The following is a 15,573-nucleotide window of genomic DNA, read 5'->3' as shown; positions in this document are numbered from 1 at the left end:
GTGACATGACTCCATTCGATACGAGCCTCGTACCCAACGGCGACATCCTGATCGGCGGCGAGTGGCGGCGCGGCCGCGGCGCGCCTTACGCGAGCATCTATCCGGCCGACCAGTCGCTGAACATGGAAGTCTCGACGGCGAACGCGGAAGACGCGGCCGACGCCGTCGTGGCCGCCGACGCCGCGTGGCGGCGCGCCGACTGGGCCGGCCTCAAGCCGCACCAGCGCGCGCTGGTGCTGTACCGGATCGCCGACCTGATCATGCAGCGTCACGAGGCGCTCGCGAACCTGCAGCGCCGCGACAACGGCAAGCCGATCGGCGAGACGCGCGTGCTGGTGGCGAGTGCGGCCAACACGTTCCGCTATTTCGCGGCGTGCCTGGAAACGCTCGACGAAGAACTGACGCCGTCGCGCGGCGACTACCTGACGATGAGCGTGCACGAGCCGATCGGCGTGATCGCGGCGATCACGCCGTGGAATTCGCCGATCGCGTCCGACGCGCAGAAGCTCGCGCCCGCGCTCGCCGGCGGCAACGCGGTGGTGCTCAAGCCGGCCGAGGTGACGCCGCTCGTGTCGCTCGCGCTGGCCCGCATCTGCGAGGAAGCCGGCGTGCCGAAGGGCGTGCTGAGCGTGCTGCCGGGCAAGGGCTCGGTGATCGGCGACGTGCTGGTGCGCCATCCGCTCGTGAAGAAAGTGTCGTTTACCGGCGGCACCGAAGTGGGCCGCGGCATCGCGCGCATCGCGGCGGAAAAGCTGATGCCCGTATCGCTCGAACTCGGCGGCAAGTCGCCGACGATCGTATGCGACGACGCGGATCTCGATCACGCGGTGAACGGCGTGCTGTACGGCATCTTCAGCTCGTCGGGCGAAGCGTGCATCGCGGGTTCGCGGCTGTTCGTGCAGCGCTCGGTATACGACGAGTTCATGAAGCGCCTGGTCGCGGGCGCACGCAAGCTGCGCGTGGGCGACCCGACGCGGCCCGACACGCAGATGGGCCCGCTGATCACCGCGAAGCATCGTGAATCGGTGGAACGCTACGTCGCGCTCGGGCTGGAGGAAGGCGGCCGCCTGCTGTGCGGCGGCGAACGGCCGTCGGGCGACGGGCGCGAGGACGGCTTCTTCTACCAGCCGACGATTCTCGAAGGCTTGCCGAACAGCGCGCGCATCTGCCAGGAGGAAATCTTCGGGCCGGTGCTGGTCGCGATGCCGTTCGACGACGAAGCGTCGCTGATCGCGCAGGCGAACGACAGCGTGTTCGGCCTCGCCGCCGGCATCTGGACGCGCGACTACAAGCGCGCATGGCGCATCGCGCGGGCACTGGAGACGGGCACCGTCTGGATCAACACGTACAAGCTGTTTTCGATCTCCACGCCGTTCTCGGGCTGGAAGGAGAGCGGGATGGGCCGCGAGAAGGGCCGTCTCGGCATCCGCGAGTACATGCAGCAGAAGAGCCTCTACTGGGGCTTGAACGACGCGCCGCTGCCGTGGGCGAACTGAGCGAAGGGGAATGACGCAATGAGCATCTTGGGTATCGAGCAGATCACGTACGGTGTCGACGACCTCGCGACGTGCCGGCGCTTTTTCGCCGACTGGGGCCTGAAGGAAGTCGCGCACGACGACACGCGCGCACGTTTCGAAACGCTGAACGGCTGCACCGTGCTGGTCGTGAAGGCCGACGATCCGTCGCTGCCGCCCGCATTCGAAGCGGGCCCGACGCTGCGCGAAGTCACGTGGGGCGTCGCGACGCAGCAGGAAGTCGACGCACTGCGCACGAAGCTGGCCGGCCAGCCCGGCTATTACGCGCAGGACGATGCGGTCGGCTGCATCGATCCGAACGGGATGGCGATCCGCATCGAGGTGACGCGCAAGCGCGCACTCGACATCACCGGCTCGCCGTCGAACGTGTGGGGCCGGACGGCTCGGGTCGACCAGCCCAGCCCGATCTATGCGCGCGCCGAGCCGGTCGAGGTCGGCCACGTCGTGTTCTTCACGAACTGCCTCGACGCGCAGGAGAAGTTCTATCACGAGCTGCTCGGCTTCGAGACGTCGGACCGCTATCCGGGCCGCGGCGCGTTCATGCGCTGCGCGCCGCACGGCGGCCACCACGACCTGTTCCTGCTCGCGTTGCCCAATGGCAAGCGCGGCCTGAACCACGTCGCGTTCACCGTGCGCGACATCCACGAAGTGTTCGGCGGCGGCATGCACATCGACCGCTGCGGCTGGGAAACGCAGCTCGGCCCGGGGCGTCATCCGGTGTCGTCCGCGTATTTCTGGTACTTCCAGAACCCGGCCGGCGCGCTGATCGAGTACTACGCGGACGAAGACGTGCTGACGCCCGAATGGCAGCCGCGCGAATTCGAACCGGGCCCGACCGTGTTCGCCGAATGGGCCGTCGACGGCGGCCTCGACGGCAACACGCGCCGGCAGAAGAATGCGAAGGCGCCGGAAGGCAAGTTCATGACGGAGCGCAAATCATGAGCGCAACGAACTCGCAGGAACCGGCCGCGCCTCGCACGGTCGTCGTGATCGGCGGCGGCCAGGCCGCCGGCTGGGTGCTGAAGACGCTGCGCGCGGAAGGCTTCGCGGGCCGTCTCGTGATGATCGCCGACGAGCCGCATCTGCCGTACGAGCGTCCGCCGCTGTCGAAGGCCGTGCTGGCCGGCGACGCGGACATCGAGACCGTGCGCGTCGTGCGCCCGGACGAATTCGCCGCGCTGAACGTCGAGGCATGGCAGCCGGAACGCGCGGTGTCGATCGACCGTGCGCGCCGCGTGGTGAAAATCGAAAGCGGCCTCGAAGTCGAATACGACCGCCTCGTGATCGCGACCGGCGGCACGTCGCGCCGCTTGCCTGACTCGATCGTCAGGACCCCGAACCTGCATTACCTGCGTACGCTCGACGAAGCGGCCGCGCTCGGCGAGAAGCTGCGCGCGAGCCGGCGTGTGCTCGTGATCGGCGGCGGCTGGATCGGCCTGGAGGTCGCGGCGACCGCGCGCAAGCTCGGCGTCGAAGCGGTGGTCGTCGAAGGCGCGCCGCGGCTGTGCGGCCGCTCGGTGCCGCAGGTCGTGTCGGACTTCCTGCTCGACCTGCATCGCGCGAACGGTGTCGACGTGCGCCTCGGCGCGGCGCTCGCATCGCTCGACGCGCAGCCGGACGACGCATCGAAGGTGCGCGCGACGCTTGCGGACGGCACGACGATCGACGCCGATTTCGCGGTGGCCGGCATCGGCCTCGCGCTGAACGCGACACTCGCGAGCGACGCGGGCCTCGCAGTCGACGACGGCATCGTGGTCGACGAGTTCGGCGCGACCAGCGATCCGGCGATCTTCGCGTGCGGCGACGTCGCGAACCATCACAACGGCTGGCTGAAGCGGCGCGTGCGGCTCGAATCGTGGGCGAACGCGCAGAACCAGGCGATCGCGGCCGCGAAGGCCGTGCTCGGCGTGCGCGCGCCGTACGCCGAGATTCCGTGGTTCTGGTCCGATCAATACGACGTGAACCTGCAGATCCTCGGCGATCTGCCGGCCGATGCGCAGCTCGTCGTGCGCGGCGATCTCGCCGCGCGACGTGCGACGCTGTTTTTCGTGGGCGACGGACATGTGAGAGGTGTCATCGCCATCAACAACGCGCGCGAGCTCAAGCTCGCACGCAAGTGGATGAACCAGGGCCGGGCAGTGAACACGGAAGCCCTGGCGGACACGACCCAAGCGCTTGCCTGACCGGCGAAACCGGTACAAAGACCCAGGAGACACCTCGCATGAGCACTTTCGACAACGTCGTGGCCGGCAGGGCCACGATGGAAGCTGCCGCCTCCACGCCCGGCGCGATCATCGCGCGGCTCGAGCGGCTTCCGGCCAACGCGATGCAGATCCGCGCGCGCGTGCTGATCGGCACCGCGACGTTCTTCGACGGCTTCGACGTGATCACGATCGCGGCGACGCTGCCGCTGCTGATTCACAAGTGGGGGCTGTCGCCGACGCAGATCGGCATGCTGATCGCGTCCGGCGCGATCGGCCAGCTGATCGGCGCATTCCTGTTTCCCGCGCTCGCGGAGAAGCATGGCCGCGTGAAGGCGATCGCGTGGAGTTCCGCCGTGATCGGCATCACCAGCATCGCGTGCGGCTTCGCGCCGACGTTCGAGGTGTTCGTGCTGCTGCGGATCCTGCAGGGGCTCGGCCTCGGCGGCGAGCTGCCGGTCGCGGCGACGTACATCAACGAAATCACGCGCGCGCACGGCCGCGGCCGCTTCGTGCTGCTGTACGAAATCGTGTTCCCGATCGGCCTGCTGGTATCGATGGCGCTCGGCGCGTGGCTCGTGCCGCGGTTCGGCTGGGAGATCATGTATTTCGTCGGCGGGCTGCCGCTGATTCTCGCGCTGGTGCTCACGCGTCTGGTGCCGGAATCGCCGCGCTGGCTCGCGTCGCGCGGGCGGCTCCCGGAAGCCGGGCGCGCGGTCGGCGTGTTCGAAGCGTCGGTGCGCGGCGAACTGCCGCCGGTCACGCAGGTGGCCGCGTACGACGAGATGGTGCGCCAGCACCCGAAGCGCCGGATGAGCGACCTGTTCAGCGCCGCGTATCGCAAGCGCACGCTCGCGGTGGCGACGCTGTGGGCGACCTGCGGGTTCATCCAGTACGGGCTGTCCACGTGGCTGCCGACGATCTACAAGAACTTCTATCACGCGCCGCTGCAGCTCGCGCTGAATCTCGCGGTGATCGGCTCGGTGATGGGCGTGCTCGGTTCGCTCGCGTCCGCGCTGCTGGTCGACAAGCTCGGCCGCAAGCCGGTGATCGTGTGGTCGTTCGTGCTGTGCGCGCTGTCGCTGGCGTTCGCGGGCATCTACCACGCGTCGTCGGTGTACGTCGTCGCGACCTTTTGCTCGCTGTCGCTGGGGCTGATGGCATCGGGCTTCATCACCGCGTACGTCTATACGCCGGAACAGTATCCGACGAGCATCCGCGCGTCGGGCTGCGGGCTCGGCAGCGCGTGGCTGAAGATCGCGTCGTTCGCGGCGCCGATGATCGTTCCGCACGCGATCATCGGCGGCAATCTCGCGCCGGCGTTCTACCTGATCGGCATCGTGCCGCTGATCGCCGCCGTGACCGTTCATTTCGTCGGGATCGAGACGAAGGGGAAGGTGCTCGAAGCGCTCGAGGCATAAGCGCGGCGCGTGGCAAAGGCGATGTGGAAGGCCCGGACGATGTGTCCGGGCTTTTTTCGTTTCGGGCAGCGGATCGTGCGTGCCGGACAGCGTGTTCTAATTCATGCTTGCGTTTTTTCCCCGGCCGCTGCGATGCCCTTGTTCGAACCCGTCACGCTGCATACGTCCCGACTCGTCCTGCGTCCGCTTCGCGACACGGACGCTCACGCGTTCTTCGACCTCTGGTCCGATGCGCAAGCGATGCGCTATTCGTCGTTCGCGCCGCTCACGGATTGGCGGCAGGCCGCCGAGCGCGTCGCGCGCAACCTCGCGACGACCGCCAGCGGCCAGGATCTCGTCTGCGTGCTCGAAGCCCGGGACACCGGCGACGTGCTCGGCGAATGCGTGCTGTTTCATGCGCACGAGCAATGCCGGCGTGCGGAAATCGGCTTCAGCCTGCGGCGCCGCTACTGGCGCGGCGGCTATATGCTCGAGGCCGCGTCGGCGGTCATCGACCACGCGTTCGGCACGCTGCGCCTGAACCGCATCGAGGCCGACATCGATCCGCGCAACGTCGCATCCGCCGCGCTGCTCGAACGGCTCGGGTTCGTCAGGGAAGGCGTGTTGCGCGAACGCTGGATCGTCGGCGACGAGGTGTCGGACAGCGCGCTGTACGGGTTGCTCGCGCGCGATCGTCGCGCGTGATGCGGGTGATGCGGCGTGTCCGGTGCGAACGAATGACGCATCGGCATCGTTCCCGTAGTCGCGACGCAGGCGCGGCGGCCGATCCGGTCGGCGGCTTGCCGGATTGCCGTGTCGAACGTACGCTTTGCCTACCCCCGACTCCATCAGCAGGTTACCGCCCATGCAAGCCCATCCTCTGCGTCTTTCCCCCGGCGACGATCTGCGCGCGTCGATCGAGCAGGCGTTGCGTCGACTCGACGCGCATGCAGCATTCGTGATCCAGGGCATCGGCAGCCTGAACGTCGCGCAGCTGCGCTATGCCGGCGTCGCTGCGCCGACCGAGCTGCGCGGCGATCTCGAGATCCTGACGCTTGCCGGCTCGGTCTCGCCGGACGGCGCGCACCTGCACATGGCGGTGTCCGACGCGCACGGCCGCGTCTCGGGCGGCCACGTCGCGAGCGGCTGCGTGGTGCGCACGACCGCCGAGATCCTGCTCGTATCGTTGCCCGCGCATCGTTTTTCCCGCGAGCACGATGCGCTCACCGGGTTCAACGAGCTGGTGGTTCGTCCGGCGAAAGACTGAGATCGCGCGGGCCGAGTCGTTCACGATCGTGCGTCCATCGCAACGACGCACGACCGGCGGCGACGTCAACGGACCGTCTTGCCGACCACATGGCGCCGGCAATGTTCGAGATACGCCTCTTCGTGCGCGGCCATCAGTTCGATGATGCTTCGCCACAGCCATGACGGCGCGTCGGCCGTCTTCGGGTGCTGGCGCCGCAACTCGCCGCACCACGCGCGTTGCGTCGCGTGGTCCATCTGCGCGGCATGCGCGTTGCCGATCACCAGCGCCAGATAGCGCGCGACTTTGACCGCATCGGCCTCCGACATCCGTTCCGCGTCCAGTTTCAGATCCTGCGGCATCAATTCGCGTATGACGACGGGGCATCCGTCGAGGCGTGCCGCGCACATCCGGCTGCCCAGCATCGGCGATACGTGCCGCGCGCCTTCGAGCACCCGTTGCGCGGGATCGCGCGGCATGCGCACGCCGGGATCCTTCGGGGCCTTCGCCGCCGCGGCCTCCTTGATGTCGATCAGATACGGCGGATGGCCGTCGGAACACGCGTCGTCGATATCGAGCATGACCGCGAAGCGGCGCCGTCCGAGCGAGCTGCATCCCTTTACCCAGAAGGCGGCGTCGAGCACCTTCATCCTCGCGTCGCGGTGTGGCGCGCGGCTGAGCGCCGCGCCGATCGACGAATCCGGGGTGGATTCGAACAGCGCGTGGATGGCGCTCCCCTCGCGCTCGGACAACGGCCAGAAGCGTTTGCCGAGCGGAATGCGCGGCGTGACGTTCTGGATCGTCTGCCGGTCGAGCTTGCGCCACGATCGGTGCAGCGCCGCCTTCATCGCGATCTTGATCGCGGCTGGGCGTTGCAGGTGACTGGTCTCGGCGCGGTGCCGGCTGTCGAACGCCTGCTCGTATCCGGCGATGAGCGCTTCGACCATCCGCCACGTGATGATCCCGGGCAGATCGGAGCTGCGCGCCGCGGTCGCGAGCGAGAAGCCGAGACGCAGCAGGTCGTGTACGGGATTGCCGATCACGCTCTGGTCGAGATCGCGGATCTGCACGGCAACCTCGCCCGTCTTCGCCGCGACGGGCCCCAGATTGCCGAGATGGCAGTCGCCGCCGATCCACACCGCGGGGCCGTCGGGCAGGGTGCCGGAGCGATGGTCCGCGAGCCATGCGTAGAAGCGCTCGGCGCTGCCGCGCGTATACGTGTGTATCGAGCGCGCCATCTTGAGGCTGCGCAGGCGCGCGAGAATCTGCGCGCGCTGGTCGCTGGACGGCAGCCGTGCCGATCCCGATGCTTTCTTCGCCACGATGCGTTCTCCTTCTGTTCCGCGGCATGCGTCGCCGGTGCGTGTGCCGGCTCGCGTGACGCCGGTGTATCCGGCGCCGCGCCGGCCGGCGCGGCTTCACCTGCTCAACCCGGCACGAACACGCCCAACGCCGCGACCGCCATCGCGAACGTCGCGAGCCAGCCGCCCCAGGCCAGCAGGCCGGTGATCGCGAACTTGCCCATGATGCGCGTGCTGTGGGCCATCAGCATCATCACGACCATGATCGGCACGGCGGTCACGCCGTTGATGACCGCACTCCAGTAGAGCGCGCGGATCGGGTCGAAATGCATGAACGTGATCGCGACGCCGCCGATGATCGCCAGTGCGATGACCGCATAGAACTCGCGCGCGACGCCGAATTGCAGCGCGAGGCTGCTGCGCCAGCGGAAAGTGCCCGCGGCCGCATAGGCGGCTGATCCCGCGAGGACAGGCAGCGCCAGCAGGCCGGTGCCGATGATTCCGAGCGCGAACAGCACGTACGCGAAGTGGCCGCCGATCGGCTCGAGCGCCCGCGCGGCATCCGCCGACGTCTTCACGTCGATGTGGTGCAGGTTCAGCGTGGCCGCGGCCGTCAGCGTGATGAAGAACGCGATGACGTTCGACACGCCCATCCCGACCCACGTATCGAAGTTGATCCGGCGCAGCTGCGCGGGGGCCTGGTGAGGCGCGTGCCGCAACGACTGCTGGTTCGGCACCGCGCGCAGTTCCTCGACTTCCTGCGATGCCTGCCAGAAGAACAGGTACGGGCTGATCGTGGTGCCGAGCACGGCGATGACCGTGGTCAGGTAGGCGGCGGAGTACTGGACGCGCGGCAACACGAGCGCACGGCCGACCTCGCCCCACGGGACGGGCACGATGAGCGCCACGGCGACGTAGGCGAGCAGGACCAGCGCGGTCCATTTGAGCAGGCGCGCGTAGCGGTCGTACGGCACGAGGATCTGCAGCAGGGCCGATGCGCCGCCGAGGCACACGACGTAGAGTTCTTGCGGGCCGTGCAGCAGCAGCTTGACCGCTGCGCCCATCGCCGACAGGTCGGCCGCGATGTTGATCACGTTCGCGACGATCAGCAGCACGACGGTGACGTAGAGCAGCCACGGCGGATAGTGCGTGCGCATGTTCGACGCGAGGCCCTTGCCCGTCACGCGGCCGATGCGCGCGCTGACCAGCTGGATCGCCGTCATCAGCGGATACGTCAGCAGGAGCGCCCACAGCAATTCGAAGCCGAACTGCGCGCCCGCCTGCGAGTACGTGCCGATGCCGGACGGATCGTCGTCCGCGGCACCGGTGACGAGGCCCGGCCCGAGGCGGCGGAGCCACGTTGCGGCACGCGGACGCTGCTCCGCGGAATCGAGGGGCTCGTTGTCGTTCATGATCGCGACTCGTGGGGAGGGGGCAATCGAGTCGCAATTGGCATGCCCAGGAGGAAGGGGCGGCTGGGGCGGGCGGGTTACGGGATGCGGCAGCCAGACGCGGTGCAACCGAACGCAACTTGACGCGATGGAAAACCGGCTCGGCTAACGGGCGGGAAGCGGCGGTACGAAAGGGAGCGCACGACGTGCTCGCGTGCTCGTGACGGGGGGAACCCGGTAGGAGAAGCGATGGACGGTGCCGAGCGATTCGCGCAAGTCGCTATCGCTGCGACGTGCGTGACGTGTCGCGGCGAACGCTCATCGGTCGCCGCGATCGTCGGATGGTTGGCGTATTCGTACTGCCGCTACCGGCGAGCCAATGCCGCCGGTGGCAAGCGAAAGAACCTCGGAAGGCGCCACGGATCACAGTTGGCGCCCAGGCGCCGCGACACGCATGCGACCGGCGCGGCGCCCGGTCGGCCTCAACGGGCGGCCACCGCGACGTCCTGATTACCGCGCCCGGACACGAGGCAGCTCGACATGAACGCTTCGCTCTGGCTGTCGGCCGCCGCGCTGCCGAAGCCCTTGCCGAGCGCGGCGTATTTCACCTGCTCGGCGCCCTGCGAGCAGGCGGTCGGGCTGGCATCGCGGCCTTGCGCGTGCAGCAGTGCGCGATCGCCGATCAGATAGACCAGCAGCGCGAAAAAAGCGATGTGTACGACTCGTCTCATGGTTCGTCTCCTCGTCGCTCAAGCGTAACGCGGAGACGTTTCTCGAAGCACTTGGGGCTTCCCCCGGTAAACGTCTGCAGAAATGACGATGAGCCCGGCTGATCGCGTCCCGTTTTTACCGTGCGGACGACGAAAAGGCACGTTGGCCGCCCGCACCGCCGCGCGATTGACGCGAGCTTGACGAATGTCAGACGGCGGGCAGGGCGAGACGGTCGTGCCGGCGGTCAGAGCGATAGCATGAATGCATGTTTCAACGGAACGCGATGCGCGGCAGGCGATGGGCGCTGCGGCTCCGAATGCAGCGGGTACGTATTGAACACCGCTATCGAATTAGTGAGGAATCCAAATGCTTAACGTATCGTCCGTCCTGATCAGTCTCGCGCCGATGTGGGCGATTCTGCTGGTTGCATCGTCAGCCGCGACCTATCTCGTGTTCTGGCGCAAGGTCATCAAGTAAGAAGCGGCAAGCGCCGCATCGCGTGCCGCTCATCTGACCGCCGTCACCGGCACGTTCGAAATCCGCACGAGGCGGCCCATCATGCTGCGACCGAACATCGACAGCATCTGATGAAACGGATCGTGCCGCGGCGCGACGACGACGATTTCGTCGCAGCCCGTCTCGGCCGCAACGGCCGCGATCGTGTCGGCCACCGGCCCGACCTTCTTCACGACGCTGTATCGGACGCCGGCTTCCCGCAGCACCCGCTCGGCCGTCGCCAGATCGTCGCACGCGAACTGGTCCTCGATCGAGCGCAGTCGCGACAGCGAGTGAAATGCCTCGAGCCGCGTCGCTTCGAGCGGCGGCTGGACGTTGATCAGCACGATTTCCGACGCGCAGCGTTCGCGATACAGGAAGGTCGCATGGCGGACCGCCTGCAGCGAACGCGGCGAATGACCGACCGGAACCAGCAGTTTGAGCATGGGAGATGCTCCGGAATCGAGATGTTTGCAGCGTAGCGCGGCGCCGGATCGCCCGACCTAAAGAGATCGGGCGGCCGCGTAAAAATGTCGTCAACGTCCGCCGCGCCTATTAGAAATATAAGAAATTTAAGTTTATGCGCATAAACGTTTTCACTGACCGGCCGGGCGGTGGCCCGGGGCGGGCCGTCGAGTGGCGCACCACGCCGATTTAGTCGGATCCTCAATGAATCGCGGCGGAAAATATCGGAGGTCAGCGATCCGGCGTCGCGTAGAGTAGTGCATCGCCGCGGCGCGGCCTTCTCCCGGGCTGTCCAGGCCGTTCGGGACGGACCGCCGCCACGCTGCGGCCCGCCATCCCATTCCGATTCCAGGAGACCTCGCATGCCGCATGGCGCCCCGCAGCTTCTCGCACCCGCTTCCATCACAGTCGACCCGATCGTGCGCCTGTCGGCCGGCGAACTCGCGTCGGCGATCCGCGGCAAGGCGGTCTCGTGCGTCGAGACGATGCGTGCGTATCTCGATCACATCGAGCGCGTGAACGGCGCGGTGAACGCGTTGATTTCGCTGCGCGATCGCGCCACGCTGCTCGCCGAAGCGGCGCAGAAGGACGCGGCACTCGCCCGCGGCGAGTACCACGGCTGGCTGCACGGAATGCCGCAGGCGCCGAAGGATCTCGCGATGACGAAAGGGCTGCGCACGACCTACGGCTCGCCGATCTTCCGCGATCACGTGCCGCAGGCCGATTCGGTCGGCGTCGGCCGGATGCGCGCGGCGGGCGCGATCTTCATCGGCAAGACCAACACGCCGGAGTTCGGCCTCGGCTCGCATACGTTCAACGAAATCCACGGCGCGACGCGCAATCCGTACGACCTGACGAAGAGCGCGGGCGGCAGCAGCGGCGGCACGGCGGCGGCGCTGGCCGCGCGCATGCTGCCGGTCGCGGACGGCAGCGACTTCGGCGGCTCGCTGCGCAATCCGGCCGCGTTCTGCAACATCTACGGCTTGCGTCCGTCGCAGGGCCGCGTGCCGCGCTGGCCGGGCGTCGACGTGTTCATGCAGCAGCTCGGCATCGAAGGGCCGATGGGCCGCACGGTCAGCGACGTCGCGCAGCTGCTCGCGATCCAGGCCGGCTACGACCCGAACGATCCGCTGTCGCTCGCGGAAGATCCGGCCGTGTTCGCGAAGCCGCTCGACACGGACCTGCGCGGCAAGCGCATCGCGTGGGTCGGCGACTGGAACGGCTATCTCGCGACCGAGCCGGGCGTGCTCGCGCAGTGCGAACAGGGCCTCGCGACGCTGCGCGAGATCGGCTGCGAGGTCGATGCCGCGCTGCCGGCGTTCGCACCGGAGCGCATCTGGCGGCTGTGGCTCGCGCATCGGCACCTGCTGTCCGGCGGCGGGCTGCTCGCGCACTATCGCGACCCGGCACGGCGTGCGCTGCTGAAGCCCGAGGCGATCTACGAGGTCGAAGGGCTGCTCGCGATGCAGGGGGCCGAGGTGTTCGACGCGAGCGTCGAGCGCACCGCGTGGCACCAGGCCGTGCTGGGCTTCTTCGATCGCTACGACTTCATCGCCGCGCCGACCGCGCAGGTGTTCCCGTTCGACGTCGAGCAGCGCTGGCCGAAGGAAATCGCGGGCCGCGCGATGGATACCTACCACCGCTGGATGGAAACGGTCGTGCCGTGGACGCTGGCCGGCTGCCCGGTGATCAGCGTGCCGGTGGGCTTCAACGATGCGGGGTTGCCGATGGGGATGCAGCTGATCGGCCGACCGCGCGCGGATCTCGCCGTGCTGCAGCTCGCGCGCGGCTACGAGCAGGCGGCCGACTGGGTCGGCCGGCGGCTGCCGGGCTGGATGGCTGCGTAATGCGACGGCCGGCGGGCCGGTGACACACGCCGAACGCAAGTGACGAACCGGGCGGCCGCGTGCCGCCCGGTTCGTTTCCACACCTCGAAACGCGCTGGCTAATCCTGCCATTCGTGCGCCGGGCATCACGCTGTCGCACAACAGCGCCGGCCGACACCGGCGCAGCGCCGGCGCATACCGGGCGTCGCCGGGATTGCCGCGATGCAGGAACGAATCGCGGCGCCAGCCCTATATCGCGCGGCAAATCCGGATGAATCCGCGCGCCGGGCGACGGTCGTGCCGGGCGATTTCGTATCGATGTGTTTCAGTCGTTGCGGCGGCGCGCGGCGCGCTTCGACAATATCGGCCTCAAACATATTCGGGCACGAGGGAAACACATGAAGCACATTCGCGCGACGGGCAAGCACCTGGCATCGGCGGGCATCGCCTTCGGCATCATGCTCGGCGTGAACGGCACCGCCCATGCACAACTCGACCTCCAGTCGATCGGCACGGCGCTGCTCGGCGGCGGGCAACAGCAGGCCGCACCCGCGCAGGGCGGCGTCGCGCAGTTGATGCAGGCGTACGTCGGCGCGAACCAGCAGGTGCTGGTCGGGCAGTCGTCGCTCGCGTCGGCGATGGGGCTCACCGGCGCGGCCGGTCAGGCGCAGCAGGCCGCCGGCCTGCTCGGCGGCGGCAATGCGCTGACGCCGGCCGCGCTGTCGCAGATGGGCGGCGCGCAGCAGTCGGTGTCGCAGGCGCTCGGCCAGGCGTTCGCGAGCGGCGGGGCGTCGCACGGCCCGATCGACAAGCAGGCGTTCAGCAACGGTCTGGCATCGCTCGGCCAGGGTCTGACGCAGTACTCGCAGCTGCAGTCGGGGCTCGGTAATCTCGGTTCGACCAGCGCGGCATCGCTGCTGCAGTCGGGCCTGAATCCGCAGAACATGCAGGCCGCGTCGTATATCGCGCAAAGCGCGCCGGGCCAGTTGCAGTCGCTCGCGTCGACGCTCAGCCAGGCCGTGCAGTTCGCGACGAGCCAGGGCATTGCGGTGCCGTCGGTCGCGTCGTCCGCGCTGAAGCTGCTGCCGTAACGCGGCCGCACCCGCTGCGGCGCCGGCCGCGCGCGCGGCGATCCGGGATGGCCCCGCGCAACATGGGGATATCGCTCGATGCTATCGTGGCGTGTTCCCCGTTTCCGGTGCCGGTTCATGACTGACTCGTTCGACCTCTCGCGCTACTTCGCCCGCATCGGCTACGACGGCCCGGCCGAGCCGACGCTCGACGTGCTGCGACGGCTGCACCTGCTGCAGCCGCAGGCCATTCCGTTCGAAAACCTCAATCCGCTGACCGGCGCGCGCGTCGCGCTCGACCTGCCCGCGATCGTCGACAAGGTGGTCGGGCGCCGCCGTGGCGGCTACTGCTTCGAACTCAACAAGCTCTTCTACACCGCGCTCACGACGATCGGCTTTCGCGTGACGCCGCTGATCGCGCGCGTGCGCTGGATGCGGCCGCCCGAGCTCGTCACCGCGCAGACCCACATGCTGCTGCGCATCGATCTCGACGGCGCGGCGTGGCTCGCCGACATCGGCTTCGGCAGCGCGACGCTCACCGCGCCGCTGCGCTTCGTGCCGGGCGAGCGGCAGCTGACGCCGCATGGGGCGTTTCGCGTCGTCGACGCGCCGGTCGACGGCGAACTCGACATGCAGTTCCAGATCCCCGACGGCTGGCAGACGACCTACCGGTTTTCGCTGAAGCCGGCCGAGTGGATCGACTACGACGCCGCGAACTGGTTCACGTCGACCTATCCCGAGTCGATCTTCGTCAACGACCTGATCGCCTGCCGCGTGCTGCCGGACGGCCGGGCGGCGCTGTTCAACACCGTGCTGACGCTGCGCGACGCGGCGGGCGCGGGGCGCACCGTCACGTTCGACGACGCGGCCGCGTGGGGCGCGTGCCTGCGCGACACGATCGGCATTGATACGACCGGCTTCGACCTCGACGCGTTGTTCGCGCGGGTGGCGGCGCGGGCGAACACGATGTAATGCGTCGCGGGCCGCGACATGAGCGTACGCAATCCCGACGGCCGTGCGTGGCGCCTGCGGGCGCCGCACCAGCCGCGCGCATGAGGACGAGACGATGACCGACCTTCATCCGGACGCCCCTGACAGCACCGCCGCGCGCGTCGCGCTGTGGCGCGCGCTGCACGTCGAGCTCGATGCGCCGCCGCACGTGCTCGTGGACGAAATCGGACTGCGCCTGCTCGCGCCGGCGCCCGGCTGGCAGCAGCGCGGCGACATGGATCCGCAATTCACGCGGCCGTTTCGCGCGTCCATCGTCGCGCGGGCGCGCTTCATCGAGGATCTCGTCGTCGAGCAGGCCGCGCGGGGCGTGAGCCAGTACGTGATCCTCGGCGCGGGCCTCGACAGCTTCGCGCAGCGCCGGCCCGAGATGGCGTCGCGCCTGACCGTCTTCGAGGTCGATCCGCCCGCGCCGCAGGCGTGGAAGCGCCGCCGGCTGACCGAGCTCGGCTTCGGCGTGCCGGACTGGCTGCGGTTCGTGCCGGTCGATTTCGAAGCGAAGCAGTCGTGGCGCGACGCGCTCGTGCGCGCGGGCTTCGATGCAGGCAAGCCGGCGGTCGTCGTGTCCACCGGCGTCAGCATGTACCTGACGCGCGACGCGAACGCGGCGGCGCTGCGCGAAGTCGCGTCGCTCGCGCCGGGCTCGACGTTCGCGATGACGTTCCTGCTGCCGCTCGAGCATGCCGATCCGGACGTGCGCCCGGGGCTCGAAATGGCCGCGAAGGGCGCGCGCGCGAGCGGCACGCCGTTCATCAGCTTCTTCATGCCGGCGGAGATCCGCGCGCTCGCGACCGGGGCCGGCTTCGCGCGGGCCGAGCATGTGTCGGCCGCGGAACTCACGCGCCGCTACTTCGCCGATCGCAGCGACGGCCTGCGCCCGCCGGACAACGCGGAAGAGCTGCTGGTCGCGACGGTGTGACGTCG

Annotated in this window: 14 protein-coding genes; 10 read left to right on the top strand and 4 right to left on the bottom strand. The window is 68.6% G+C overall.

Going from position 1 to position 15,573, the window contains the following annotated elements; translation table 11 throughout:
- Positions 1 to 5 precede the first annotated feature (5 nt).
- The 6 genes from DIE04_RS02350 (at position 6) to DIE04_RS02325 (ending at position 6,403) form a co-directional block, all read left to right on the top strand.
- A complete protein-coding gene (locus DIE04_RS02350; RefSeq protein ID WP_124488176.1) occupies positions 6 to 1,496 on the top strand; it encodes an aldehyde dehydrogenase in 1,491 nt (496 codons plus the stop codon).
- An 18-nt stretch (positions 1,497 to 1,514) separates the two neighbouring features.
- Positions 1,515 to 2,477: a VOC family protein gene (locus DIE04_RS02345; RefSeq protein ID WP_124520782.1), complete on the top strand. Its 963-nt coding sequence runs from the start codon at positions 1,515 to 1,517 to the stop codon at positions 2,475 to 2,477.
- A complete protein-coding gene (locus tag DIE04_RS02340; protein ID WP_044843181.1) occupies positions 2,474 to 3,718 on the top strand; it encodes an NAD(P)/FAD-dependent oxidoreductase in 1,245 nt (414 codons plus the stop codon). Before DIE04_RS02345 ends, DIE04_RS02340 begins: the two co-directional genes overlap by 4 nt.
- A gap of 38 nt (positions 3,719 to 3,756) precedes the next feature.
- Positions 3,757 to 5,157 (top strand): MFS transporter, encoded by a 1,401-nt coding sequence (locus tag DIE04_RS02335; RefSeq protein WP_044843182.1) that lies wholly within the window; start codon positions 3,757 to 3,759, stop codon positions 5,155 to 5,157.
- A 132-nt stretch (positions 5,158 to 5,289) separates the two neighbouring features.
- Positions 5,290 to 5,841 (top strand): GNAT family N-acetyltransferase, encoded by a 552-nt coding sequence (locus DIE04_RS02330; protein ID WP_124520780.1) that lies wholly within the window; start codon positions 5,290 to 5,292, stop codon positions 5,839 to 5,841.
- Positions 5,842 to 6,001: 160 nt separating this feature from the next.
- Positions 6,002 to 6,403, top strand: a complete 402-nt coding sequence (locus tag DIE04_RS02325) for a PPC domain-containing DNA-binding protein (protein ID WP_124520778.1) — start codon at positions 6,002 to 6,004, stop codon at positions 6,401 to 6,403.
- Positions 6,404 to 6,468: 65 nt separating this feature from the next.
- Here the strand turns inward: DIE04_RS02325 and DIE04_RS02320 are convergent, their stop codons facing one another.
- From DIE04_RS02320 to DIE04_RS02305, 4 genes are all read right to left on the bottom strand, one after another.
- Positions 6,469 to 7,704: a DUF2252 family protein gene (locus DIE04_RS02320; RefSeq protein ID WP_124520776.1), complete on the bottom strand. Its 1,236-nt coding sequence runs from the start codon at positions 7,702 to 7,704 to the stop codon at positions 6,469 to 6,471.
- A 104-nt stretch (positions 7,705 to 7,808) separates the two neighbouring features.
- Positions 7,809 to 9,095 carry an Nramp family divalent metal transporter gene (locus DIE04_RS02315; RefSeq protein WP_124520774.1) on the bottom strand — a complete coding sequence of 429 codons (1,287 nt, stop codon included), beginning with the start codon at positions 9,093 to 9,095 and terminating at the stop codon, positions 7,809 to 7,811.
- Positions 9,096 to 9,556: 461 nt separating this feature from the next.
- On the bottom strand, positions 9,557 to 9,805 hold the full coding sequence (locus DIE04_RS02310; RefSeq protein ID WP_124520772.1) for an adhesin: 249 nt from the start codon (positions 9,803 to 9,805) through the stop codon (positions 9,557 to 9,559).
- Positions 9,806 to 10,291: 486 nt separating this feature from the next.
- Positions 10,292 to 10,726 carry a universal stress protein gene (locus tag DIE04_RS02305; protein ID WP_044843188.1) on the bottom strand — a complete coding sequence of 145 codons (435 nt, stop codon included), beginning with the start codon at positions 10,724 to 10,726 and terminating at the stop codon, positions 10,292 to 10,294.
- A 381-nt stretch (positions 10,727 to 11,107) separates the two neighbouring features.
- Here DIE04_RS02305 and DIE04_RS02300 point away from each other — a divergent pair, with 381 nt between their 5' ends.
- The 4 genes from DIE04_RS02300 (at position 11,108) to DIE04_RS02285 (ending at position 15,568) form a co-directional block, all read left to right on the top strand.
- The gene (locus DIE04_RS02300; protein ID WP_124520770.1) at positions 11,108 to 12,592 is read left to right on the top strand and encodes an amidase; all 1,485 of its coding nucleotides are present in this window, start codon (positions 11,108 to 11,110) and stop codon (positions 12,590 to 12,592) included.
- Between the two features lie 377 nt (positions 12,593 to 12,969).
- Complete coding sequence (locus DIE04_RS02295) at positions 12,970 to 13,662, top strand: hypothetical protein (RefSeq protein WP_124488168.1); 693 nt, start codon at positions 12,970 to 12,972, stop codon at positions 13,660 to 13,662.
- Between the two features lie 117 nt (positions 13,663 to 13,779).
- On the top strand, positions 13,780 to 14,613 hold the full coding sequence (locus DIE04_RS02290; protein ID WP_124520768.1) for an arylamine N-acetyltransferase: 834 nt from the start codon (positions 13,780 to 13,782) through the stop codon (positions 14,611 to 14,613).
- 94 nt (positions 14,614 to 14,707) lie between these two features.
- Positions 14,708 to 15,568 carry a class I SAM-dependent methyltransferase gene (locus DIE04_RS02285; protein ID WP_124520767.1) on the top strand — a complete coding sequence of 287 codons (861 nt, stop codon included), beginning with the start codon at positions 14,708 to 14,710 and terminating at the stop codon, positions 15,566 to 15,568.
- Positions 15,569 to 15,573: the final 5 nt, after the last annotated feature.

Source organism: Burkholderia sp. Bp8994, assembly GCF_003853805.1.
Lineage (GTDB): Bacteria > Pseudomonadota > Gammaproteobacteria > Burkholderiales > Burkholderiaceae > Burkholderia.
Note: the sequence above shows the minus strand (reverse complement) of the source record. Positions and strands in the feature narration are given on the sequence as shown.

Excerpts from the sequence above, each read along its gene's own strand:
- DIE04_RS02350 (WP_124488176.1), top strand. The coding sequence starts at position 6 with ATGACTCCATTCGATACGAGCCTCGTACCCAACGGCGACATCCTGATC.
- DIE04_RS02345 (WP_124520782.1), top strand. The coding sequence starts at position 1,515 with ATGAGCATCTTGGGTATCGAGCAGATCACGTACGGTGTCGACGACCTC.
- DIE04_RS02340 (WP_044843181.1), top strand. The coding sequence starts at position 2,474 with ATGAGCGCAACGAACTCGCAGGAACCGGCCGCGCCTCGCACGGTCGTC.
- DIE04_RS02335 (WP_044843182.1), top strand. The coding sequence starts at position 3,757 with ATGAGCACTTTCGACAACGTCGTGGCCGGCAGGGCCACGATGGAAGCT.
- DIE04_RS02330 (WP_124520780.1), top strand. The coding sequence starts at position 5,290 with ATGCCCTTGTTCGAACCCGTCACGCTGCATACGTCCCGACTCGTCCTG.
- DIE04_RS02325 (WP_124520778.1), top strand. The coding sequence starts at position 6,002 with ATGCAAGCCCATCCTCTGCGTCTTTCCCCCGGCGACGATCTGCGCGCG.
- DIE04_RS02315 (WP_124520774.1), bottom strand. The coding sequence starts at position 9,095 with ATGAACGACAACGAGCCCCTCGATTCCGCGGAGCAGCGTCCGCGTGCC.
- DIE04_RS02310 (WP_124520772.1), bottom strand. The coding sequence starts at position 9,805 with ATGAGACGAGTCGTACACATCGCTTTTTTCGCGCTGCTGGTCTATCTG.
- DIE04_RS02305 (WP_044843188.1), bottom strand. The coding sequence starts at position 10,726 with ATGCTCAAACTGCTGGTTCCGGTCGGTCATTCGCCGCGTTCGCTGCAG.
- DIE04_RS02300 (WP_124520770.1), top strand. The coding sequence starts at position 11,108 with ATGCCGCATGGCGCCCCGCAGCTTCTCGCACCCGCTTCCATCACAGTC.
- DIE04_RS02295 (WP_124488168.1), top strand. The coding sequence starts at position 12,970 with ATGAAGCACATTCGCGCGACGGGCAAGCACCTGGCATCGGCGGGCATC.
- DIE04_RS02290 (WP_124520768.1), top strand. The coding sequence starts at position 13,780 with ATGACTGACTCGTTCGACCTCTCGCGCTACTTCGCCCGCATCGGCTAC.
- DIE04_RS02285 (WP_124520767.1), top strand. The coding sequence starts at position 14,708 with ATGACCGACCTTCATCCGGACGCCCCTGACAGCACCGCCGCGCGCGTC.